Origin of the sequence: Paenibacillus sp. WLX1005 (assembly GCF_046603685.1) — a bacterium.
Lineage (GTDB): Bacteria > Bacillota > Bacilli > Paenibacillales > Paenibacillaceae > Saccharibacillus.
Genome location: NZ_CP176756.1, coordinates 3,372,782 through 3,395,425, shown reverse-complemented (window position 1 = coordinate 3,395,425; position 22,644 = coordinate 3,372,782). Strand labels below are relative to the sequence as shown.

At 48.3% G+C, this 22,644-nt stretch carries 15 protein-coding genes and 1 pseudogene; 15 read left to right on the top strand and 1 reads right to left on the bottom strand.

All coding sequences use genetic code 11. The features are described from left to right. The first annotated feature begins 303 nt into the window (after window positions 1-303). The 13 genes and pseudogenes from leuC to ACE3MZ_RS14370 all read left to right on the top strand — a co-directional run bounded on the left by leuC (window position 304) and on the right by ACE3MZ_RS14370 (window position 19,974). Window positions 304-1,728: a 3-isopropylmalate dehydratase large subunit gene (gene leuC / locus ACE3MZ_RS14430; protein ID WP_411346801.1), complete on the top strand. Its 1,425-nt coding sequence runs from the start codon at window positions 304-306 to the stop codon at window positions 1,726-1,728. A 104-nt stretch (window positions 1,729-1,832) separates the two neighbouring features. Continuing rightward, window positions 1,833-2,435: a 3-isopropylmalate dehydratase small subunit gene (leuD, locus tag ACE3MZ_RS14425; protein ID WP_411342851.1), complete on the top strand. Its 603-nt coding sequence runs from the start codon at window positions 1,833-1,835 to the stop codon at window positions 2,433-2,435. 250 nt (window positions 2,436-2,685) lie between these two features. Next, window positions 2,686-4,113 carry an N-acetylmuramoyl-L-alanine amidase gene (locus ACE3MZ_RS14420; protein WP_411342850.1) on the top strand — a complete coding sequence of 476 codons (1,428 nt, stop codon included), beginning with the start codon at window positions 2,686-2,688 and terminating at the stop codon, window positions 4,111-4,113. Between the two features lie 447 nt (window positions 4,114-4,560). Continuing rightward, window positions 4,561-5,295 (top strand): endonuclease III, encoded by a 735-nt coding sequence (gene nth, locus ACE3MZ_RS14415; RefSeq protein ID WP_411342849.1) that lies wholly within the window; start codon window positions 4,561-4,563, stop codon window positions 5,293-5,295. 15 nt (window positions 5,296-5,310) lie between these two features. Beyond that, window positions 5,311-5,589, top strand: a complete 279-nt coding sequence (locus ACE3MZ_RS14410) for an NAD/NADP transhydrogenase alpha subunit (protein ID WP_367059070.1) — start codon at window positions 5,311-5,313, stop codon at window positions 5,587-5,589. A gap of 252 nt (window positions 5,590-5,841) precedes the next feature. Further along, complete coding sequence (locus ACE3MZ_RS14405; protein ID WP_411342848.1) at window positions 5,842-9,720, top strand: dynamin family protein; 3,879 nt, start codon at window positions 5,842-5,844, stop codon at window positions 9,718-9,720. Window positions 9,721-10,149: 429 nt separating this feature from the next. After that, window positions 10,150-11,880 (top strand): annotated as a pseudogene (locus tag ACE3MZ_RS14400) (ABC transporter ATP-binding protein); the annotation flags it as partial. Between the two features lie 202 nt (window positions 11,881-12,082). Beyond that, window positions 12,083-13,933 (top strand): ABC transporter ATP-binding protein, encoded by a 1,851-nt coding sequence (locus tag ACE3MZ_RS14395; protein WP_411346800.1) that lies wholly within the window; start codon window positions 12,083-12,085, stop codon window positions 13,931-13,933. Between the two features lie 791 nt (window positions 13,934-14,724). Next, on the top strand, window positions 14,725-15,912 hold the full coding sequence (purT, locus tag ACE3MZ_RS14390) for a phosphoribosylglycinamide formyltransferase 2 (RefSeq protein ID WP_411342847.1): 1,188 nt from the start codon (window positions 14,725-14,727) through the stop codon (window positions 15,910-15,912). Then, on the top strand, window positions 15,902-16,357 hold the full coding sequence (locus ACE3MZ_RS14385) for a GNAT family N-acetyltransferase (RefSeq protein ID WP_411342846.1): 456 nt from the start codon (window positions 15,902-15,904) through the stop codon (window positions 16,355-16,357). The genes purT and ACE3MZ_RS14385 overlap by 11 nt, the downstream gene beginning before the upstream one ends. Before the next feature lie 282 nt (window positions 16,358-16,639). Next, on the top strand, window positions 16,640-17,185 hold the full coding sequence (locus tag ACE3MZ_RS14380) for a CAP domain-containing protein (protein ID WP_411342845.1): 546 nt from the start codon (window positions 16,640-16,642) through the stop codon (window positions 17,183-17,185). 320 nt (window positions 17,186-17,505) lie between these two features. Then, window positions 17,506-18,045, top strand: a complete 540-nt coding sequence (locus ACE3MZ_RS14375; protein ID WP_411342844.1) for a DUF1450 domain-containing protein — start codon at window positions 17,506-17,508, stop codon at window positions 18,043-18,045. Window positions 18,046-18,234: 189 nt separating this feature from the next. Beyond that, entirely contained in the window at window positions 18,235-19,974 is a 1,740-nt protein-coding gene (locus ACE3MZ_RS14370; protein WP_411342843.1) for a glycoside hydrolase family 13 protein, read from the top strand. A gap of 121 nt (window positions 19,975-20,095) precedes the next feature. Here ACE3MZ_RS14370 and ACE3MZ_RS14365 read toward each other — a convergent pair whose 3' ends face one another. Then, complete coding sequence (locus ACE3MZ_RS14365) at window positions 20,096-20,518, bottom strand: MerR family transcriptional regulator (RefSeq protein ID WP_411342842.1); 423 nt, start codon at window positions 20,516-20,518, stop codon at window positions 20,096-20,098. Between the two features lie 80 nt (window positions 20,519-20,598). On the opposite strand from ACE3MZ_RS14365, the gene ACE3MZ_RS14360 reads away from it, so the two are divergent. Together ACE3MZ_RS14360 and ACE3MZ_RS14355 are read left to right on the top strand one after the other, a co-directional pair. After that, entirely contained in the window at window positions 20,599-21,483 is an 885-nt protein-coding gene (locus tag ACE3MZ_RS14360) for an SDR family oxidoreductase (RefSeq protein WP_411342841.1), read from the top strand. Window positions 21,484-21,774: 291 nt separating this feature from the next. Next, the gene (locus tag ACE3MZ_RS14355) at window positions 21,775-22,623 is read left to right on the top strand and encodes a GDSL-type esterase/lipase family protein (protein WP_411342840.1); all 849 of its coding nucleotides are present in this window, start codon (window positions 21,775-21,777) and stop codon (window positions 22,621-22,623) included. The last annotated feature ends 21 nt before the right edge of the window (window positions 22,624-22,644 follow it).

Sequence of the window (22,644 nt, the reverse complement as noted above, 5' to 3'; positions counted from 1 at the left end):
TGATCTTGCTGTATTTGTCTTATAAGATAAACCTATAGCTTCTATAGTTATAATATCTTAGACCTATCGTACAGGCAATGTTATATTATAATTATTATAAAAAGGGTCGTCATTCTTACCGTCTGACGATACAGTGACAGCCACACTGCAAACCGTATGGCAATGTTGAACGAATACGATCAGGCACAGTACAGGGAAACGCAGATCGACATGTTTCAGGTCCGAAGCTTTGCAAAGTCTGTTGAACAGGTTTTGTTGGAGCATGATCACTGCTGACTCTCAATCTATGATGGGGTGAATATGATGAGTAAACAAACATTGTATGAGAAAATTTGGGACAATCACGAAATCTATAACGAGGAAGGCAAGCCGAGCGTATTGTACATCGACCTGCATCTCGTACACGAAGTTACGTCTCCGCAAGCATTTGAAGGTCTGCGTCTGAGCAATCGTCAAGTCCGCCGTCCAGAGCTGACATTTGCTACGATGGATCACAACGTACCGACATTTGACCGCTTTAATATTACCGATCCTATTTCCAAACAGCAGATCGATACGCTGACTCAGAACTGTCGCGACTTCGGTGTAAAACTGTTTGACCTTGATACCATCGACCAAGGTGTTGTTCACGTTATGGGTCCAGAACTGGGTCTGACACATCCGGGTAAAACAATCGTTTGCGGTGACAGCCATACGTCTACACACGGCGCATTCGGCGCACTTGCTTTTGGTATCGGTACAAGCGAAGTGGAACATGTTCTGGCAACGCAGTGTTTGCAACAATCCAAGTCCAAAACGATGGAAATTCGCTTTAACGGCAAACGCAAAACCGGCGTAACCGCAAAAGACATGATCCTCGGCGTGATCGCAAAATACGGGACCGACTTTGCAACGGGTTATGTAATTGAATATACCGGCGAAGCAATTCGCGCACTGTCGATGGAAGAGCGTATGACCGTCTGCAACATGTCGATTGAAGGCGGCGCACGCGCTGGTCTGATCGCACCGGATGAAACAACATTCTCTTATCTGCGTGGACGTGAATATGTACCACAAGGTGCAGCATTTGACGAAGCGGTATCCCGCTGGCAGCAGCTGACATCCGATGCAGACGCATCGTATGATCGTGTGATTGAGTTTGATGTAGAAGCTTTGATTCCACAAGTAACCTGGGGAACGAGCCCGGGTATGGGTACGGATATTACATCCGCAGTACCGAATCCGGCTGATTTCACAACTGAAAATGAACGTAGAGCCGCTGAAAAAGCGCTTGAATATATGGATCTCGCACCAGGCACCAAAATGGCTGAGATTCCGGTCGATTATGTATTTATCGGCTCCTGTACGAACGGTCGTATCGAAGACTTGCGCGCCGCTGCTCAAGTAGCACGCGGACACAAAGTATCCGATCGTCTGACTGCAATCGTAGTACCCGGCTCCGGTCGTGTAAAATTGCAGGCAGAGAAAGAAGGGCTGGACGTTATTTTCAAAGAAGCTGGTTTTGAATGGCGCGAAGCAGGTTGCAGTATGTGTCTGGCAATGAACCCAGACGTATTGAAACCAGGACAACGCTGCGCATCCACATCGAACCGTAACTTTGAAGGTCGTCAAGGTCGCGGCGGACGTACGCATCTGGTATCTCCAGCAATGGCGGCAGCGGCGGCGATCAAAGGTCACTTTACCGATGTACGCGATTGGGAATTCAAATCCGAACCAGTCTTGAACTGATACCACATTAATATTTTTTAAGCAGTATATCATTGTTAATACGAATACGAATACGAATACGCGATGTATAACCCTGCACGGCAACTCAGAGAGGAGTCTTTACAATGGAAGCATTTACGAAATTGAACGGTATCGTTGCCCCGGTTGACCGGGTAAACGTAGATACGGATGCGATCATCCCAAAACAATTCTTGAAGCGCATTGAGCGCACAGGCTTCGGTCAGTTTCTGTTCTACGAATGGCGCTGGGATGAAGAAGGCAATGTGAACGAGAACTTTGATATGAACAAACCGCGTTATCAAGGTGCATCTGTACTGATCTCGCGTGCTAACTTTGGTTGCGGTTCTTCCCGTGAGCACGCACCATGGGCGATCATGGACTATGGGTTTCGTTGTGTGATTGCACCTTCGTTCGCGGATATCTTCTATAATAACTGCTTCAAAAATGGCATTCTGCCGATTAAGCTGTCTGAGGAGCAAGTACAGGATCTGTTTGAACGTACCGAGTCTCACGAAGGCTATACACTGACCGTCGATCTGGAAGAGAAAAAGCTGACTGATATCTACGGTCTGGAGATTCACTTCGATCTGGACGAGCATCGTCGTCAATTCCTGCTGCAAGGCTTGGATGATATCGGTCTGACGCTGCAACATAGCGATGCGATCAATGAGTATGAGAAAACACGTGGTGCTCATCTGTTTGCTTGATTCTTCTGAACATAAATTTGTGCTATTCTTTCATAAAAATGCATGCCCCTGTCGATATAATAGGACAGAGGGTTATGCATTTTTATTTTTGCGTGTTTATGCAAGCTTCCTTTAAAAATACATATGGATTTGCAAATTCCTTCGCAACTTTTAATAGGCATAAGCGTCTAATTAGTCGTCTGGTAATAATTTGCCGGTACAGCCGTGCTGGGTAGTTCGGTAATCAAACTGGGAATGGTAGGGGTGAAGAATGAAGAAATTGGGTTTTTTGATGTTTTTGTTTGTGTTTTTGTGGTCCTTTCCCCATATCGGTGAAGCCGCCACTAGCACAAAAGTTGTACTGAACGGCCAGGAACTCAGCATTCCGGAAGATGTACAAAATATTGATGGCTCGGTCATGATACCGATCCGCGTCGTTTCGGAAAATCTGGGCTATAAGGTACAGTGGAATCAATCGGAAGGTCGGGTGACGATCGACAGCGACAGCAAGTCGATTCAGCTGTTTATCGGTAAAAAATCCGCTGCGATTGGCAACACGACGTACAATCTGAACACGGCACCAGTCGTTCAGAACGGTACAACACTGGTTCCGATCCGTCTCGTTAGCGAGCAGATGGGCATCGGTCTTAGCTGGAACAACAGCGACAAAATTGTAACACTGACAACTTCGGGTGATGACACCGGCGGAGGAACGAATTCGGGCTCGGGAACAGGTAGTGCCGAAAATGGTCTTGCACTGGTGAATGGCATCAGCTTCAGCGAAAGTCGGTTGCTGGTGACGCTCGACAAGAGCGTAACGCCAAAAGTGTCCAAAATGGATTCGCCGGATCGTATTGTGGTCGATCTGCCTAACGCCAACTTCGGTGCCGGCTTTGCCGCTCAAGGACCGGATGCAAGTGCAGGTCAGATTGCAACAATCGCCGTGCCAAACAACGATAACGTATCCCAGATTCGTTATTCGCAATACAGCACGGACCCATCCAGCGTACGGATCGTCATTGATCTGAAAAACAAACAAAACTATGAAGTCTTCACAGAAGACAGTCTATTGATCGTTGATCTGACACCCGATACGGGCAAAACGACTGAACCAACAACGACAACCGGGCCAACACAGCCAGGTACAGGTGTAGGCGATTCCGGTAAAAAAGTAGTCGTGATCGATGCCGGACACGGTGATCAGGATCCGGGTGCGATCGGTTCGCAAACGACAGAGAAAAAGCTAAATTTGGCACTTGCACTGAAAGTAGAAGCTCTGCTCAAGCAGGACCCGAATATCGATGTCATTCTGACTCGCTCGGATGACACCTTCCTTGAATTGAAGGAACGTGTGAAGATCGCCGAGAAGCTTGGTGCAGACGTATTCGTATCGATCCATGCCAACAGCAGCGGCTCTTCCGCAGCCTCTGGTACAGAAACGTATTATCAACGTGCCAGCAGTAAGAAACTGGCTCAAACGATCCATAAGTACTTTGTGGCAGCGACCGGTTTCAAAGATCGTGGTGTGCAATACGGCAATTTCCACGTTATTCGCGAAACGACCATGCCAGCTGTGCTTCTAGAAGTTGGATTCATTAGTAACAAAACCGAAGAATCCAAAATGATGGATACGAGTAAGCAAGATCAAGTAGCTGCTTCAATCGTCAAAGGAATCAAGGAGTACATGGGCGTATCCTAAACCCATTCCTTTACCCGCACATCAAGGCTGCGGCTTGCAGCACAGGATGTAAAATTTACCGGCGTCTGTTCCCTTACCGGAACGGCGCCGGTTTTTATTGTTGTGCACAAATCCAAAGCATGAATTGCACTTCTGCGATACGGCGTTGCAGGTGCAAAGCGGGAAATCACGCATATGAAAGCGGCATCCGCATCTACTAGTCTACAGCGAGTTAGAAAGCAAGCTAAATGTTTGTTTTAAATGACAATAAAATTGCTGAAATTTCATGTAAAGTTTGCGTGCAATTACAGCCGGAACATGTTAAGATACGAATTGTATTGTCATTGAAGATGGAGCACGAGAGTCTGAAACATAACCCAGCATTCCCATCATCAGGTACCGCGAGACGATACCGTCTGAGTCGCGATGAACACCGCGAGCAGGCGGTTTTTTGCAGGAGGAATGAAAATGAATGCCGCTACGGTAAGACATATTCTGGATACGATCGCCGGCATGTTTCCTGATGCACACTGCGAACTTCATCATAGTAACGCCTTTGAACTGACTATTGCGGTACTGCTCTCCGCACAGTGTACCGACGCAACCGTCAACAAGGTAACCGTTGATTTGTTTCAGAAGTACCGGACACCACAGGATTACCTGAGTGTGCCGCTGGAGGAACTGGAACAGGATATACGGCGCATCGGCCTGTACCGAAGCAAAGCGAAGCATATTCAAAACCTGTGCCATATTTTGATCGAAACGTACGGCGGGGAAGTGCCGGGTGAGCACGATCTGCTCGTTCAGCTGCCTGGTGTCGGACGCAAGACCGCCAATGTGGTTGTGTCCAATGCTTTTGGTGTGCCTGCGTTTGCCGTGGATACTCACGTGGAGCGGGTGTCCAAACGACTGGGGCTTGCAAATTGGAAAGACAATGTTATGGAAGTGGAGCGCAAGCTGATGAAGAAGGTGCCGCGTGAGGATTGGACGCAGTCGCATCATCAGTTTATCTTTTTTGGCAGGTATCATTGCAAAGCACAAAATCCCGCCTGCCAGATTTGCCCGTTGCTCGACGTTTGCCGTGAAGGCAAAAAACGAATGAAAACGTCCCTGGTGATAAAAGACAAAAAGGCATCCAAGCCGAGAAAGTCCGCATCATCGGCCGTGGGTCTACAGGGGAACGAAACCAATACTACAATATAAAAGAGGTCGAACGTTATGAAATGCATTTCCGTCTACACTGACAATTTTGAACAATTCTCGGATATTTTCGAGCAAATCGTATCTGAAGAATTGGCTGAAAATGAAGAGAAGGTAGTTGAAGGCATCACAGTCAACTATTCCGGCGACGTACCGGAGCATTATATCGAGCGTATGGCACAAAAGCGTGATGTCGTTGTAATGAAAGACAAAGGCAGAGGCATCACCATTTTGCAGCACGGCAAATTGTTTGAAATTTTAGTGCCGGTCGCTGAAACGGAAGCAAGCGTAATCTAATTACGATGAGTCCGCAAGCCTTTCATGATTACTGATTTTCCTCTAGGAGAATGGTAATTGTGGAAGGCTTTTTTGTATTTCCGCTCTGGTGAATACAGTGATACAATGGATAAAGATTACATTGTAACGGGATGCCTCAAGAGGCAGAACCGGCAGCATCACATAGACCATTACCAATAAAATGGCGTCGGGTGAATCTCATCATTTCGGCAGCCGACAAAGACGAGACAGAAAGCACGGAGGGACGTACTGATGCAAGCGATTACAACGGAAAACGAACAATCTTTTGAGCTTGTGCTGGAACAACTGGAGGGCGAATTGCGTCTTCAGGGCAATCATAATGCTGCTCGCAAGGCGGGTGAGCTGTTGACCAAGTACCGTTCGCATGAACTGGTACTCGCTTTTTGCGGTCATTTTTCGGCGGGGAAATCGAGTCTGATGAACTGGTTGTGTGGTCATCAGGTGCTACCAACCAGTCCGGTGCCAACGACAGCGAATATCGCTTCGATCCGCTGCGGCGCTCCGCGTGCGATTGTGCACACGCATGATGGCGGTACACTGGATATCAATTTGCAGGAGCTGGACGAATATTGCAAAAACGGTGGCGATTATGAAGCAGTCGAGCTGTGGGATGATGTGCCTTTGCTTGGACAACATGGTGTACTGCTGGATACGCCGGGTGTTGATTCTACCGATGATGCGCATGAGGCAGCAACGTATTCGGCGCTGCACCGTGCAGACGTTGTCTTTTATGTAATGGATTATAATCATGTGCAGTCAGAGACGAATCTGTCATTTGCGCGCACCTTGTATGAGCGCGGGAAGCCGCTGTATCTGATCGTCAATCAGATTGACAAGCATGAGGACGAGGAATTGCCTTTTGCCGATTATGCCCGTGCAGTGGAGCAGGCATTCGCCCGTCGTGGGATTGAACCGGCAGGTGTGCTGTATGTATCACGAATGGCGCCAGAGCATGAATATGGCAAGCTGGAGCGTCTACGTTCATTGATCGGTGAGTTGCTGGAGGATCATCGTCCGCTCGTGCATTACAGTATATTGCAAGCAGCATGGGAACTGGCAGAGGAACACGGCAAATGGTTGCGTCAGCAATCAGCAGATCAGGATGTGTCACCGACGGAATCAGAGTATGATCATTCCGAAGATGTGCAAAATCATGATGATATCAGGTCTGGCAATGAGTTTACGCCTGATGATGCTGATATAGATGCCTCAGAAGAAGAGGAGCAGCAGTCGATAGATGACCTGCCAACCTTGCAACAGAAGCTCACAGTCTTGCAGCAGCAGGAGCAGGACGTGGCTGGTCAATTGACTGCGCTCAAGGATAAATGGGCTTGGGAGATTGGGCGATTGGTGGAGCAAGCGAATCTAACGCCTTCGGAGGTGCGCGATCTGGCACAGTTGTATCTGGAAGGCGAGCGCCCGGGCTTCAAAAAAGGATTGTTCGCTTCCAAGGACAAAACGTTGCAAGAGCGACAACAGCGTACAGAAGCGTTCCTCGAAGCGTTCCGCAAGCAAGTGACTGCCAATCTGGATCTGCATGTACGCGGATTGCTGCGCGGTTGGAGCATGGAGCATGAGCTGTGGAATGAACAGCAGGAGTCAGAGCTGACTGCCTCGCTGCCGCAAATCGGGGAGCAGGATATCGCTACCGGTGCAGGTAAGGATATGCCGGTATCGAGCGAATACGTGCTGAATTATACGCGTGCTCTGCGAGAGCAGACCGCCGCGCGTTACCGCCGGGCAGCACTGGATGCGACCGATACTTTGCTGGATCAGCTTCGTCCTGCCAGTGAGCAGCAATTGGTTGGTGTACGGCAGCAAATGCAGCATGTGCAAGCAGCGATCACTGTACGCTCTGCCGAACTGGAGCAAGAGCGCAAGCAGCAGGAACAGGAACAAGCAGTACGCGCATTATTGCCAGAACGCGAGCAAGGTGTGCCATCGTGGTTACCAGCTGTGTCTGTCGCTACTACGCAAGCAGGGCACTCGAATGATTCTGCGATAAAGGAACAACAGACTGGATTGACTGTTGATACTGATGAGCATATTGCTGGAGTGAATCAGACGTCTACAAGCGGCAATGTATCATTGGATGCTACATCAGATACACTTCATCCAGCGAGTGGAGATACTATCGAATCGAATCAGAGCGCTAGCAATGTAACTACAGGTTCTATTTCGAGCGTAGTTGCAGACTCCAGTGCAACGATCAGCAGCTCATCTGACCGGATGCAGCGTTTGCTTGGTAAGGCGGAGCAATTGCGCACGGCTGCTGGCTGGATTCATGATATTCCCGGTCTGGCTTCGCAGGCAGCTGAATTGCGCCGCCGAGCAGAAGTGATGGAAAATGGCAAATTTACATTAGCATTGTTTGGCGCGTTCAGTGCGGGCAAGTCGTCTTTTGCCAATGCGTTATTGGGCGGTTCGGTGTTACCGGTATCGCCGCATCCGATGACGGCGGCGATTACGCAGATTATGTCTTCAGATGAACAGCATCACCATGCAACAGCAGTCATTCATATGAAGTCTGCGCAGGAGTTGCAAGAAGACATTAGCGGAGCATTGCGACTGCTCGGTTTGCCAGATCGTTCCTTGGAGCAAGATTGGAGTCGCGGCGTATCGGGATTGAATCCGGCACGGATTCATCCATCAGCACGCGCACATTATAACTTTGTACTGGCAGCTGCCGCAGGCTGGGAAAAGGCACGATACGAGCTGGGGCAGGCGTTAACGGTTGATATGCAGCAATTCCGTGGCTATGTATCTGATGAGCAGCAATCATGCTTTGTACGCCGGGTTGATCTGTATTACGATTGCCCGCTAACGCTACAAGGCATGGTGCTGGTCGATACGCCGGGAGCGGATTCGGTCAATGCGCGCCATACAGGTGTTACCTTTGAATATATGAAATCGGCGGACGCGCTCGTATTTGTGACGTATTACAATCATGCGTTTACTGCTGGTGATCGTCAGCTGTTAGAGCAGCTTGGACGGGTCAAAGGCAGTCTGGCGCTGGATAATATGTTTTTCATCGTTAATGCATCGGATTTGGCTTCGTCAGAAGAAGAGAAGCAGCAGGTTGTAGGACGGATTCAGCAGGAGCTAAATGGTGCTGGTATTCGTGAGCCGCATATTTATTCGCTGTCTAGTCGCCGTGCGCTGCATGGGCAGGATGAAGGCTTCCATGCCTTTCACAGTCACTTTATGTCCTTTGCCGATGAGACGCTGGCAGGGCTAGCAGTACATGCGGCAGATGAGGAGCTGCATCGTATTCATGAGGTAATCATCTCATGGCAGGAGGCGGCACAGCGCGGCGAAGCATATCGTGCCGAGCGTCGTCAGCAGCTCATTATCGAGCAGGCGGAAGCGAATCGTACAATCTCTGCCATCGCTGAAGCCGAGCCGGATCGACGCATTCAGGAAGAAAGTGCCGAGCTGCTGTTCCATGTGCGTCAGCGTTTGAAGCTGAAGACGCTGGAATGGATTCCAGAAATCTTCAACCCGGCACAGCTCAATAAGGAATCTGCTGATTTGAAAGCCGACTTTGCCGCTTGTGGACGTGAATTGCAGCGCCGTCTTGGTATTGAGCTGGAGCAGGAAGTGTTGGCTACTACGCTACGGATGGAGAAAGCGGCACGTCGTCTGATCGCTGACCGTATGCAGACGTATGGACGTGAAGCGGAGAAACAGGCACCGGGCTTGCGTTTGTCACCCTTTGAGCCGACCGATTGGCAAACACCGGAATTGCCGCCACTGCTCGCAGGGGAGACGCTTAACTGGAAATTGTTCTGGCCGCTATTCCGAAATCCTCGCCATTTCTTCGAGCAGGGTGGACGGGATAAAGTGCGCAATCAGCTCAGCGCGGAGTTAGATCAATTGATCGGCACACTGCTCGATGGACAACGTGATCGTCTGGCTGCTTATTATATTGATGGTCTGGGTGGACGACTGCATCAGACGGCAGAGGAATTACAACGTCAAATCTCCGAATGGGCGGAAGGAACAGAAGCATCGTTGCAAATGGCGGATGGACCGGAACGCTGGCAGCAGTTGGCAACACGTTTGGAGCAATTACATGTTTCTCCAAGTCAACCGACAATAGAACGTTAAGCCGTAATACAATCCGTTTTAAAAAGAAACTTGCACACATAGTAATCACCATATAATGATAGAAGGTTGTTTCCCGAAGCGGAAATAACCTTCTTTTTTCATATATAAATTAGTTCCGTATTATTATACGATTATGATTTATTTTAGCGAGGTAAAATAACTTAAAAACGTTATTTTAAATTGAAATTATAACGCTTTTACTTTGCATTTTGGTCATAAAGTTTACAAAAATCGACACCATCGCTTAAATGGCTGGTATTGCGAGAATTTGGCATGATTTCATTAGAATTGACCTATTACATATTGATTATGGGACAAGGCTGGTAGCAAGGGCTGTAAACCGACCTGTATCGTCTTTGCGGCAGCAGTTACGCGGTGGTAAGCTTCATTATGCTAAATAACCTGACAGGTGATTAAAGGAGGCTCAACATGGACGTTCTCAGGCAACTGCAAGCTTTTTATAAGGAAAAAAAGAGCTATTTGTATCTCTCCATTTTCTGTCTTGCAACCGCTACCGCTCTCGGACTGGTGTACCCAAATCTGCTCAGATACCTGATTGACGATATTATCAGGCTCAGGCGATTTGATCAGGTGCCTATGCTGGTCATCGCTCTATTTGTCGTCACATTGTTGAAGGCATTCATGCAATTCATGCACGGATTTTTTGGAGGTCGGCTGGGCAATTACCTCGCGTATCGACTACGTAACGCCTGCTACGAAAAGCTTCAATTTCTGTCCTTCCGTTATTATGATACAGCTAAGACGGGCGATCTGATGTCGCGGCTGACTGGTGATCTGGAGGCGATTCGCAACTTTATCGGCTTCGGCTTTGCTCAGTTATTGAACGTGTTTCTGATGGTCATCTTCGGCTCGGCAGTCATGTTCTCACTCAACTGGCAATTAACGCTAGTAACACTCATTTCCATTCCATTTCTGGTATATGTCGCGCTGCGGTTTGAATCGCGCATTCATCCGGCATTTCAGGAGATGCGACTGGCACTTAGTTCACTCACCACAGCCGTACAGGAAAATATCACAGGCGTACGTACAGTCAAAGCATTTGCTCGCGAACCGCATGAGGTGGACAAATTCTCGCTGCGCAACGAACGGTATCGTACGAATCAGGTGTTTACATCTACTTTGTGGAGTCGGTATTTTCCGGTGATGGAGCTGTTGGCTTCGGTATGTATCGTTATTTTGCTCGGCTTTGGCGGAACACTCGTGATTAATGGAGCGATGACGCTGGGGGAACTAGTCGCCTTTTTCACCTTGATCTGGTACATTATCGGACCGATGTGGGGACTTGGCTTCCATATTAACAACTACACGCAGTCCAAGGCATCTACCGAACGAATACTGGAAATTTTGAATCAGCATGTGGAAGTAAGCGACACGGAGAGCGCCAAGTCGCTGCAACCGAGCGATATGAAGGGGCATGTACAGTTTGAACATGTTACGTTCGCTTACGGCAACAAAATGGCAGCTGTAGTTGACATCAATCTGGATGCGCCGCCGGGATCGGTCATCGGTCTACTCGGTGGAACAGGCTCTGGGAAATCGACGATTATTCAGTTGCTGATGAGAGCGTACAATGTGAATGACGGACGTATTCTAATCGACGGCATTGAGATTGGCAATATTCGCATTGAAGATTTGCGTGCCAGCATATCGTCTGTGTTTCAGGAGACCTTTCTATTCTCATCTACGATTAAGAACAATATCGCTTACGGTATCAATGAAGTGAGCATGGATGAAGTCATTCGAGTCGCCAAACTTGCCAAAGCACATGAATTTATTATGGAAATGCCGAATGGCTACGATACGATTGTTGGCGAACGCGGGCTTGGCTTGTCTGGTGGACAAAAGCAACGGCTTGCCATCGCTCGTGCCCTGCTCAAAAATCCGCGCATTCTCATTCTCGATGATGCCACCAGTGCAGTCGATATGGAGACGGAGCATGAGATCCAGTCCGGTTTTCAGGAAGTGATGAGAGGGCGTACCACCTTTATTATCGCGCACCGCATCTCATCGCTGCGCCATGCGGATGAAATTCTCGTGTTGCAGGAAGGGCGCGTCATCCAGCGTGGTAAGCATGAGGAACTAATTGCGGTGGAAGGATTGTATCAGGATACGTACAGCGTGCAGTATGCCGATCATATCCAGCGTATGCAGGAGCAGGCGAATGTGAGCAATGCGACATTGCAGCAATCCACTGTCGATGCTGTACAGCGAGAACGCCATAACCAACACAATCAGGACGACACCTCTGCCGCATCGACCGCAGACGAAGAGTCGGTATGGGAAAATAACAATCAGCCGCCGACAGATAGAGAGCAGGTGAGACCACATGAGTAATCCGTCCATGAACAACACGTCAATCGATAATCGGCAAAAAGTGAACGATACCTCTTCTGTACGGGTAGAAGACCGGTTCGTATATCAGGATGATGAGCTGATCGACAAGGCATTTAACTGGAAACAATTCAGCCGCCTGTTCGCCTATATGAAGCCATATGCTCGCCAAATCTTGCCGTTTATTCTACTCATGATGGTACTTGGCACGATTACCAAGCTCTCGGTTCCGCTCATTACCGGAGCAGCGATTGACCGGGCGATTCAGCCAGCAGATGGTCAGCCAAGTCTTGGACTACTGTACGGATTGACTGCGCTCGCGCTTGGACTGTATTTGATTCAGTGGGTTGCCAACGCCTACCGGATCAAATACACGAATATTATCGGTCAGCGTGTCATCTATGATCTGCGCAACGACCTATTCACGCACATTCAACGGCTGTCCTTTTCCTTTTTCGATAAACGACCTGCTGGTTCTGTGCTCGTTCGAGTCACCAATGATGTGAACTCGCTACAGGATCTGTTCACGAACGGTGCGGTTAACGTCATGATCGACTGCGTACAGCTGGTCGGTATCGTCGTCATTCTGATGCTGATCAACTGGAAGCTTGGACTAGCCGTTATTTTGACCGTGCCGATCATGTTCTTTGTGTCTACAAAGCTGCGCAAAGTGATCCGTCGTTCGTGGCAGGAAGTGCGAATGAAGAATTCCCGTATTAACTCTCACCTGAACGAATCCATTCAGGGCATTCGCGTTACGCAAGCATACACGCAGGAAAAGCAAAATATGAAATACTTCGACAACATGAACATGTCCAGCAAGCAGTCTTGGGACAAAGCGTCTGCCTTAAATCAGACCTTCGGACCGTTAATCGAAGTTACCGGTGGACTCGGCTCCATGATCCTGTTTGGCTTTGGTGCTACCTTGATCGCCAGCGGCGAGATTGAGATCGGTATTCTCGTTGCCTTTGCCAATTATGTGAGCAATTTCTGGGACCCGATCAACCGTCTTGGTAATATGTACAACCAACTGCTAGTAGCGATGGCATCCTCGGAACGCATTTTTGAATTTATGGATGAAAAGCCATCTGTCGCTGACAAACCGGATGCAAAGCCATTGCCGCGCATTCGTGGCGATATTATGTTTGAGCAAGTCGTGTTCGAATACGAACCCGGTCGTCAAGCGCTGAAAGGCATTGACCTGAACGTACAAGCCGGACAATCGATCGCACTCGTCGGTCATACCGGCTCTGGCAAATCGACGATCATCAATCTGATCAGCCGCTTCTATGACATCAAAAGCGGCAAAATCACCATCGACGGATACGATATTCGCGACGTCACACTGGAAAGCTTGCGCAGCCAGATCAGCATCGTGCTGCAAGACACCTTCATCTTCTCCGGCACGATCCGCGACAATATTCGGTTCGGTCGCCTGAATGCCACCGATGAAGAAGTCGAAGCCGCCGCACAAGCCGTTCATGCGCATGCCTTTATCGAAAAGCTACCAAAAGGCTACGATACCGAAGTCGAGGAACGCGGTAACGTTCTATCCATGGGGCAACGCCAACTGCTATCCTTCGCCCGTGCGCTGCTGGCAGACCCACGCATCCTCATCTTAGATGAAGCCACCGCCAGTATCGATACCGAAACCGAACTACGCATCCAAGAAGCCCTAAAAGTCCTGCTCCAAGACCGAACATCCTTCATCGTCGCACACCGCCTATCCACAATCCGCCACGCCGACCACATCGTCGTACTGGATCACGGCGAGATCAAAGAAGAAGGAAGCCACACCGAACTCATCCAACACCAAGGCGTCTACAACGGCCTAATCGAAGCCCAATTCCGTTTTCTATAATAGCTTGTCCAAGCAATACGTAATCTGATCTGAAATAGTCATTTACACTATCTACACAAAAACAAGCGTACCCATTCCGACCCATCTAACCTATAACACTTATAACTATCCTACCCATTAGCCACTATATTGTTAGCACCCGGTTCATCCGGGCGAGCTAACAATATAGTGGCTTTGCTTTGCCAATACATAAGACCCAAACACACAATATCTCCCAAAACCCTCACTGCCGTGCAACCAATGATCAAACAATCCAACATGCAAAGTCATCCGCCCATGCTGGATCAAACGACTGATGCCAATCATTGAACAACTGACACTAGAGCATCATAGTAAACTCTTACCGCTAAATCTTTCCCTACTACTTTCTCCACGGATAGGGGATTGATGCCATGTGCACGGAACGAAGGAAAGGAAATAAGGGGAAAAGGCGACCTTGGAGAGGTGAGAATCTACAAGTACTCCCATTCCGTAGATTCTCACCTCTCCACCGGAGCCGTTCCCCTTATTCCTTTCCGGAGTGCATGTTGCACAACCAAGCACCATCCCCCATGCGCAACTTATGACAAATTTCGCAAATGTAACCGTTATCAACTAAAGAAATTCGATTTTTGTCAAAAAATTTAAAGTTTTTGGGTTGCAATCTAACTTGGAAGGTAAGAGAATAAGAGTGTCAACATATTGTAAAGTTTATAAATCTTTTCGTCGGAAATTTTACAATGTGTTCGTCGACAGGAGAAAAGCACAATCTGTAGCAGTGTAAAAAACGGAGCAAGGGAGTGCTGTTTATCATGTGGGGGGCACCAAATTCTCGCCATGCCAAAAAGATTCTGATGCTTGGTAGTGGAGAACTTGGCAAGGAAGTTGTTATCGAAGCACAGCGGCTCGGGGTGGAATGTATCGCCGTCGACCGCTATCCGGAAGCACCGGCTATGCAGGTGGCGCATCGTTCTCATGTCATTGACATGCTGGACGGGCAAGAACTGCGCCGGGTGATCGAATTGGAGCAACCGGATTGGATCGTACCCGAAATTGAAGCTATTGCCACAGACGTACTGGTAGAACTGGAGCAGGAAGGCTATCATGTGATTCCTACCGCGACTGCCGCCAGATTGACCATGGATCGTGAGGGGATACGCCGTCTGGCATCCGAGACATTGGGATTGCCTACTGCTGCGTACCGGTTTGCGGATAATCTGGAGCAACTGCAAGAAGCGGTTGCCGTACTGGGCACACCCTGCGTGGTGAAGCCATTGATGAGTTCCTCTGGCAAAGGGCAGAGTGTCTGCCGTACACCGGAAGATGCAGAATCCTGCTGGAATATTGCGCTGGAGGGCGCCCGTGGCAAGTCGGTGCGGGTCATCGTCGAGGCTTTCGTCCATTTTGAAAGTGAAATTACACTGCTGACGGTGCGTTCAGCATCTGGCACGTTGTTCTGTCCACCAATTGGACACATTCAGCGTGACGGCGATTATGTGGAATCTTGGCAGCCGCATCACATGACTGCGGAACAGCTGGAGCAGGCACAGCATATTGCCGGCACCATTACCGAACATCTGGGTGGGTACGGACTGTTCGGGGTAGAGCTGTTTTTGTCCAAAGAGGGCGTGATTTTTAGCGAAGTTTCGCCGCGTCCGCATGATACCGGTATGGTCACGATGGTAACACAGGATCTGTCCGAATTTGCGCTACATGTTAGAGCGATTCTGGGCTTTGAGATTCCGGGTGTTCATCTGCTGACACCGGGCGCATCGGCAACACTGAAAGCAACACAGGCATCAACCGATTACGTTGTTGGCGGACTGGAAGAGGCACTGAAGCTGCCGCGCACGCAGGTCCGAGTATTCGGCAAACCGGACACCAAGCCGGGACGCCGAATGGCGGTAGCGCTCAGTGCTGACGAAAGTGTGGAAATCGCGCGGAAGCGCGCCGTGCAGGCGGCGGCTCTGCTAAAAGAGGAGTATGTACATGTCGACTAATGTTTTATTGCCAGTTGCAAAGGTCCGTAAGTTTGAAAGTAAAGATGTTCAGGCGCTCACTTCGTTGATGCGCGAACTTCGTTACCCGATGACAGAAAGTGTACTGCGCGACCGGATGGAAGCGTTGGAAGGCAGATCCCAGTTTTTGACGCTGGTAGCGGAACGGGATGATCAAGTGGTGGGCATGATCGCTCTGTATCGCAAAACGTCATATGATACAGGACAACAAACGTCGCAGATCACAGGTCTGGTGATTGCAGAATCTCATCGCGGACGCGGAATTGGACGCGAGCTGATTACGGCTGCGGAACAGCAAGCGCGTGAAGCGGGCGATCGCTCGATGTTCGTTACTGGTATGAACCGTGACGAGCGCTTGTCATCTTGCTCGTTTTATCAGCATATGGGCTATGAGAAGATTGGCTGCAATTTTATCAAATCCCTGTAAATAGGGTTGTACATGAACAGAAGGCGGTTTCCCGATGCAAGGGGAATCGCCTTTTTTGTGCGGACAGGGAATGATAGCAGCGACCCGGGAGAATATACTCTTTACAAAATTGTAACTATTTCTACATAACCAGTCAGGGAAAATGTGGTGACTGACTAAATAAGTCGTTGTTCATACCAGAATGGGACCATCTTCCTCTACATTTGATAACGTTCTCACGCCGATGATAAAATACAGGGCGCAATCGAAAATAATCCCTTTGCGCACAGGAGGAGTGTACCCATGATGGTATCCATGAAGCTTATAATGAAACGTATGGTGATGACAACAACTGCTGCTGCCGTCTTCGCAGGCACAGCCGCTTTCGCTATTCAGCCTTCCGCGAATGCCGCAGCAACGACTGCGATTTCCAATACGCAATTGTCGACTGTTCAAGTCGCATCTGTGGACAGTGTCAATGATGCAGCAATTCTCAAAGTGATCAAGCTGGTGAACCAGCAGCGCGTTCAAGCCGGTTTGAAACCGCTCAGCGTGAATGCCAATCTGCAAAAAGTAGCTCAAGTCAAAGCAAACGATATGGCGCAAAACGGTTATTTCGACCATACCTCGCCAACGTATGGAACTCCATTCAAAATGATGAAAACGTACGGCATCACCTATACGTATGCTGGTGAGAATATTGCCAAAGGTCAATCGTCTGCCGCTGAAGTGATGAGCGACTGGATGAATAGCCCCGGGCACAAAGCCAACATTTTGAACAAAAACTTTACCCAGATCGGTGTCGGTCTCAAAAATGGTGTCTGGGTGCAGGAGTTTATCCGTAAGTAACTGTCTGCTTGCAAACCAACGATCTCACCTCATTGCACATAGGATGTATGCATACGCAGCATGTATTTGTGCATCGTTGCAATCAGATTCAGATGCAATGGAATATACGATATACACAGGTTCAACTACGAATAGCAGTTATGATGCATCACAGACTGCAAGCACGTCGTCAGCAGGGCGCAATCCGTATCTTATGATATAGATTGCGCCCTGCTTATTGGTATTACTCTATTAGATTCGCTTGACATTGTATGCGTCGCTCCCTAACATGAAGATACATTTCCACATGTATACCATATGCCCGATGGGGGAGCATACTTATGAAACCAATCCAATATTGTCCCAAAAACGACAAGCACGGCACCAGACAGGTCCATGCTGATATTGCCCGTGATTTTCCAGATGTCAAGCAGCAACGTAAAGGCTGCTTGAAAGAATGCAAAATCTGCCGCCGCCAGCCTTTTGTTAAGGTCGGCAAAAAGCTGATCTGCGCTGATACACCGGAGCAGCTGTACGAACAGCTAACTCTGCTCATTCGCAAACAGGATGATAAACCGAAAAAAGTAAAATCATCCGATCTACCTAAAAAGAGTACCAAAATGAAATCGAAAAAACACCAAGATGATTCACAATCACCTGCCAAATCATCAGATAAAAAGAATGCCAAAACTACGAAAAAAATGAAAAAGCGCAAAAAGCAACTGGAAGCTGTTCAAACTGCAGACGAGAAGTCACAGTCTAAGAATAAAGACAAAAAGGTAAAACAAAAGAAGAAAGAAAAGAAAAAGAAGAAAGAAAAGAAAAAGAACAAAGAAAAGAACGTAATTAAAGACGAAAAGCGCAAGAAGATCGCTGGATAGCTTTTAAAACAAGTACTTTATCATCGTCATCATATTATGATCCAAGCTCATCGCACCTAAGCGTGCGGTGAGCTTTTTGTTTGCAATTTCATTCTCTATCGCTTCATTCTCATTGTTCTGCTTCATGCTCTTGCCGTTGGGGAAATAAAGGAAGAAAGCTAAGTTCCAACTAGAAAGGGTGGATTGGCATTGAATAAAACATGGTGGAAAGAAAGTGTTGTGTATCAGATTTACCCACGTAGCTTTATGGATAGCAATGGCGACGGGATTGGGGATATTCCGGGGATTATTAGCAAGCTTGACTATTTGCATCAGCTCGGTGTTCATGTGATCTGGCTCTGTCCTGTGTATCAATCGCCGAATGACGATAATGGTTACGATATTAGCAATTATCAGGACATTATGGACGAATTCGGCACAATGGCAGACTGGGAACAATTGCTGGACGGATTGCATCAGCGGGGCATGAAGCTAATTATGGATCTGGTTGTTAATCACAGTTCAGATGAGCACGCATGGTTCGCGGAATCTCGCCAATCCCAAGGCAATCACTATCGAGATTACTACATATGGCGACCGGGCAAGGATGGACGTGAGCCGAACGATTGGGCGTCTTTTTTCAGCGGATCGGCATGGAAGCACGATGAAGTCACCGATGAGTATTATTTGCACCTGTTTTCAGAGAAGCAACCGGATCTGAACTGGGAAAATCCAACTGTACGCGAGGAAGTGTACAAGATGATGACATGGTGGCTCGACAAAGGCATCGACGGCTTCCGCATGGATGTTATCAATCTAATCTCCAAAGACCCGCGATTGCCGAATGCACGCGACGGTATTCCAGAGATGGGAACCGGCGAACCGGATGGACCTTCACGGTATCATTTTGGCGGGCAGCATTTTGTGAACGGACCGCGGGTGCATGAATATTTGCAGGAGATGAACGAGAAAGTGCTGTCCCGATACGATATTATGACGGTAGGTGAAGCGGTCAATGTGACCCCGCAGGATGGCGCATTGTATGTACAGGAAGATCGGCATGAGCTGAATATGGTATTCCATTTTGAATTGATGCGGGTAGATGCAGGTCCGGGTGGCAAATGGGATTTGCGCCCATGGCGACTGAGCGAGATCAAGAGTATCATTACACAATGGCAGACGCTGCTGCATAACAAAGGCTGGAACAGCAACTATTTGAACAATCACGATCAGGCACGCATGGTATCACGATTTGGCAATGATACAACGTATCGCAAGCCGTCCGCCAAAATGCTCGGTACGCTGCTGCATACACTACAGGGCACACCGTACATTTATCAAGGCGAAGAGATCGGCATGACCAATGTGAAGTTGCCTTCCATCGATGATTATCAAGATATTGAGACCTTGAATATGTACAAAGAATATAGCGCCGCCGGAGTCGATCACCAGCAGATTATGGAATCCATTTATGTAAAAAGTCGCGATAATGCCCGTACGCCGATGCAATGGGACGATTCGGAGCATGCTGGTTTTACAACAGGTACACCGTGGTTGGCGATCAACCCAAATCATCATGATATTCATGTAAAAGAGGCACTCGCTGATCCTGATTCCATTTTCCATTATTATCGGCGGTTGATCGAATTACGCGGGCAGCATGATATTATCGTGTACGGCGATTATCGCGTATTGCAGCCGGACGGTGAGCAATTGTTTGCTTATATCAGATCATATGAGCAGCAGCAATTATTCGTTGTGCTGAATTTTACGGATCAGCCGCAATCCTTCCAGCTGGATGAAGACGTGACATACAACCAGCCGGAGCTATTGATCAGCAACTATGGCGGCGATCATGGACGTGAGCTTGCAGAAGTATCTAGAGAACATGATCTTCATTCCTTACAGCTGGAACCGTATGAAGCAAGAGTATATCTGTGGCAAATGTAATCAGATGGGCAACGTACATGAGTATAGCATGCTATATATGAGTGCAGCAGTATGTGAACGCAGCATACTATACAAATGAATCATACTGTCTAGTTTGTAGCGTTTAGTTTCTCCATAACGATTAGCGAGCAGATGCGGAAGACGGTTGTTGCTGTTCTTTCCTTTCCAGATTTTTGAAAAATTCAATTTTGCCATCGACCTTTTCCAGTGTGTCTTGCAGTTCTGCCATTTGCTCCACGACTTTGATCCGGTATGCCTCCATAAATTCGCGGCGGGCAGTGGCGGAGCCGGGGACATTTTTGGGCATGGAATGGAATTCCTGCATTTCCTTGATCGGTAATCCCATATCGCGAAAATAACGGATGACTTGAAACCATTTGATATCGGATTCACTGTATTGACGATAGCCGTTGTCATCCCGCTGGACACCTTGAATAAGTCCCAGTTGTTCATAATAACGGAGCGTATGCACACTCAGACCAGTTTCGGCAGCGACCTCTTTGCTTGAGAATGTAGTTTTCATACTTTTTATTATAAATGCCAAATCTCCCTATTGCTATAGAGTAAACTCTATACTTTATGCTGTGTTTGTAAGCATTCAGATCACTCAGGGAGGGCTTTAATATGAACATATTCGTAACAGGCGCAACTGGATTTGTCGGCACAGCAGTTATACAGGAGCTATTGCAAGCAGGTCATCATGTCACTGGATTGGCACGGTCGGATGCGGCAGAGCAGAAGCTCAAGGATGCAGGGGTAAACGTACATCGTGGTTCTTTGGAGGATACCGATACTTTGCGGCAAGCGGCACGGGCAGCAGATGCTATTATTCATCTCGGTTTTATTCATGACTTCTCCAATTTTGCAGCGTCTGCTGAGATTGATCGTCAGGCAATTCTCGCGATGGGTAGCGAACTGGAAGGTACGGATAAACGCATCCTTTCCACATCGGGCACACTGATGTTAACATCAGGCAAACTAGGCACCGAAGAAGATCGTTCTTCCCAGCATTCCACGCGTCATTCTGAAGCAGCAGCTGAGGAGTTGTTCCAGCGTGGTGTTCATTCCTCCATTGTACGTCTGGCGCCGACTGTCCATGGCAAAGATGATTTTGGCTTCATTTACACACTTATACAGCTTGCACGCGAAAAAGGCTTTTCCGCTTACGTGGGTGACGGCAGTAATCGCTGGTCGGCAGTGCATCGTCTGGATGTAGCAGTTCTGTTCCGCAAAGCGATTGAGCAGGCAGCAGGTGGTTCTACTTTTCATGGAGTTGGCGAAAGCAGTATCCCTTTTAAAACGATTGCCGACGTGATCGGTCGTCATCTGAATGTGCCGGTGAGAAGTATTACGGCTGAACAAGCGCCAGAGCATTTTGGTTGGATCAATTTTGCGGCATCGGCGGATACCCCGATCTCCAGTGAGCTGACGCAGCAACGGCTAGATTGGAAACCGGTACATCAAGGATTGATGGAGGATTTGGAAGAAGGGCACTATTTTGATCGCTGAGTGACGATAGAAGCTTGTAGATAGCGGTTCACGAATGCTAGATATATTTTTGCAATGTTGTTCCATACACTGATATCGACATGCTTTCTCCGGGTAAAAGATAACGGCAGGCTGTATCGCCACTTTTACGATGGGGAAAGCATGTTTGTCGTATCTAAAAGATAGTGTCTGCATATTTGGAAGTTACCCGTATCCTTGTATATAATGAAGAAGACACAATGTTGCGTATGCAACCATTACAGACTGTCGTGTACATCTTATCTTTTCAAATGACTAGCTGGAGGTTCGTCTATGAAGCCCAATTCTTCATCTGCATCCATCTGGAGGATTACGAGCATTGCCTCCATTGTTGCCACCTTGCTGTTGATCGGCGGCTTTGTGTATGCCATCAATGATGTGATCAATCCGGTCGGCAGTACGTATACATCTGGCAGCAGCGGACAGGATAATACCGCTGGCTCGTCCGCAACCGATACGGCTCAGACTACTGTACCGTCATTGGCAGAAGGCGTGCGCATCGTATCGCTGGGCGATTCACTGGCAAAAGGCACCGGTGATGACGCCGGTAGTGGCTTTGTCCGCCGCACGGTTAGTTTATTGCAGCAGCAAGGCACCGACGCCAAGCTGGTTGCGAATCTTGGCATCAACGGTCAGAAAACGACTGCTATCTTGTCCTCGCTGGATCAGGCGGGTGTACAGCATACATTAAAGCAGGCGAATCTGATCATGTTATCAATCGGCGCCAATGATCTGTTTAATGGCGGTGAAGCGCTTGGCAATCTGGAGCAGGAAGCGCCTAGTGCCACACAGCTACTGAAGGCAGAGCCAGAAACGGCAGTCCGTTTGCAGAAAATCCTTACGAAAATTGCGGAGATCAATCCCGATGCGCAAATTCTATACCTTGGATTGTACAATCCATTTGGCGATCTGAAGGAGCTACGCGTGCCTGCGAATGAAGCGGTCACGGCTTGGAACACATCCGTGATGGGCATGATAAATGAACAGCAGCATATGATGCTGATTCCGACCTTTGACTTGTTCCAGAACAACCTGTCGCGCTATCTGTCATCCGACCATTTTCACCCGAACGGAGACGGATATGAGCAGATTGCGACCCGGATTGTGCAAAGTCTGCAATAGTATTCACATCCCCATTTGCGT

Excerpts from the sequence above, each read along its gene's own strand:
- leuC (WP_411346801.1), top strand. The coding sequence starts at position 304 with ATGAGTAAACAAACATTGTATGAGAAAATTTGGGACAATCACGAAATC.
- leuD (WP_411342851.1), top strand. The coding sequence starts at position 1,833 with ATGGAAGCATTTACGAAATTGAACGGTATCGTTGCCCCGGTTGACCGG.
- ACE3MZ_RS14420 (WP_411342850.1), top strand. The coding sequence starts at position 2,686 with ATGAAGAAATTGGGTTTTTTGATGTTTTTGTTTGTGTTTTTGTGGTCC.
- nth (WP_411342849.1), top strand. The coding sequence starts at position 4,561 with ATGAATGCCGCTACGGTAAGACATATTCTGGATACGATCGCCGGCATG.
- ACE3MZ_RS14410 (WP_367059070.1), top strand. The coding sequence starts at position 5,311 with ATGAAATGCATTTCCGTCTACACTGACAATTTTGAACAATTCTCGGAT.
- ACE3MZ_RS14405 (WP_411342848.1), top strand. The coding sequence starts at position 5,842 with ATGCAAGCGATTACAACGGAAAACGAACAATCTTTTGAGCTTGTGCTG.
- ACE3MZ_RS14395 (WP_411346800.1), top strand. The coding sequence starts at position 12,083 with ATGAACAACACGTCAATCGATAATCGGCAAAAAGTGAACGATACCTCT.
- purT (WP_411342847.1), top strand. The coding sequence starts at position 14,725 with ATGTGGGGGGCACCAAATTCTCGCCATGCCAAAAAGATTCTGATGCTT.
- ACE3MZ_RS14385 (WP_411342846.1), top strand. The coding sequence starts at position 15,902 with ATGTCGACTAATGTTTTATTGCCAGTTGCAAAGGTCCGTAAGTTTGAA.
- ACE3MZ_RS14380 (WP_411342845.1), top strand. The coding sequence starts at position 16,640 with ATGATGGTATCCATGAAGCTTATAATGAAACGTATGGTGATGACAACA.
- ACE3MZ_RS14375 (WP_411342844.1), top strand. The coding sequence starts at position 17,506 with ATGAAACCAATCCAATATTGTCCCAAAAACGACAAGCACGGCACCAGA.
- ACE3MZ_RS14360 (WP_411342841.1), top strand. The coding sequence starts at position 20,599 with ATGAACATATTCGTAACAGGCGCAACTGGATTTGTCGGCACAGCAGTT.
- ACE3MZ_RS14355 (WP_411342840.1), top strand. The coding sequence starts at position 21,775 with ATGAAGCCCAATTCTTCATCTGCATCCATCTGGAGGATTACGAGCATT.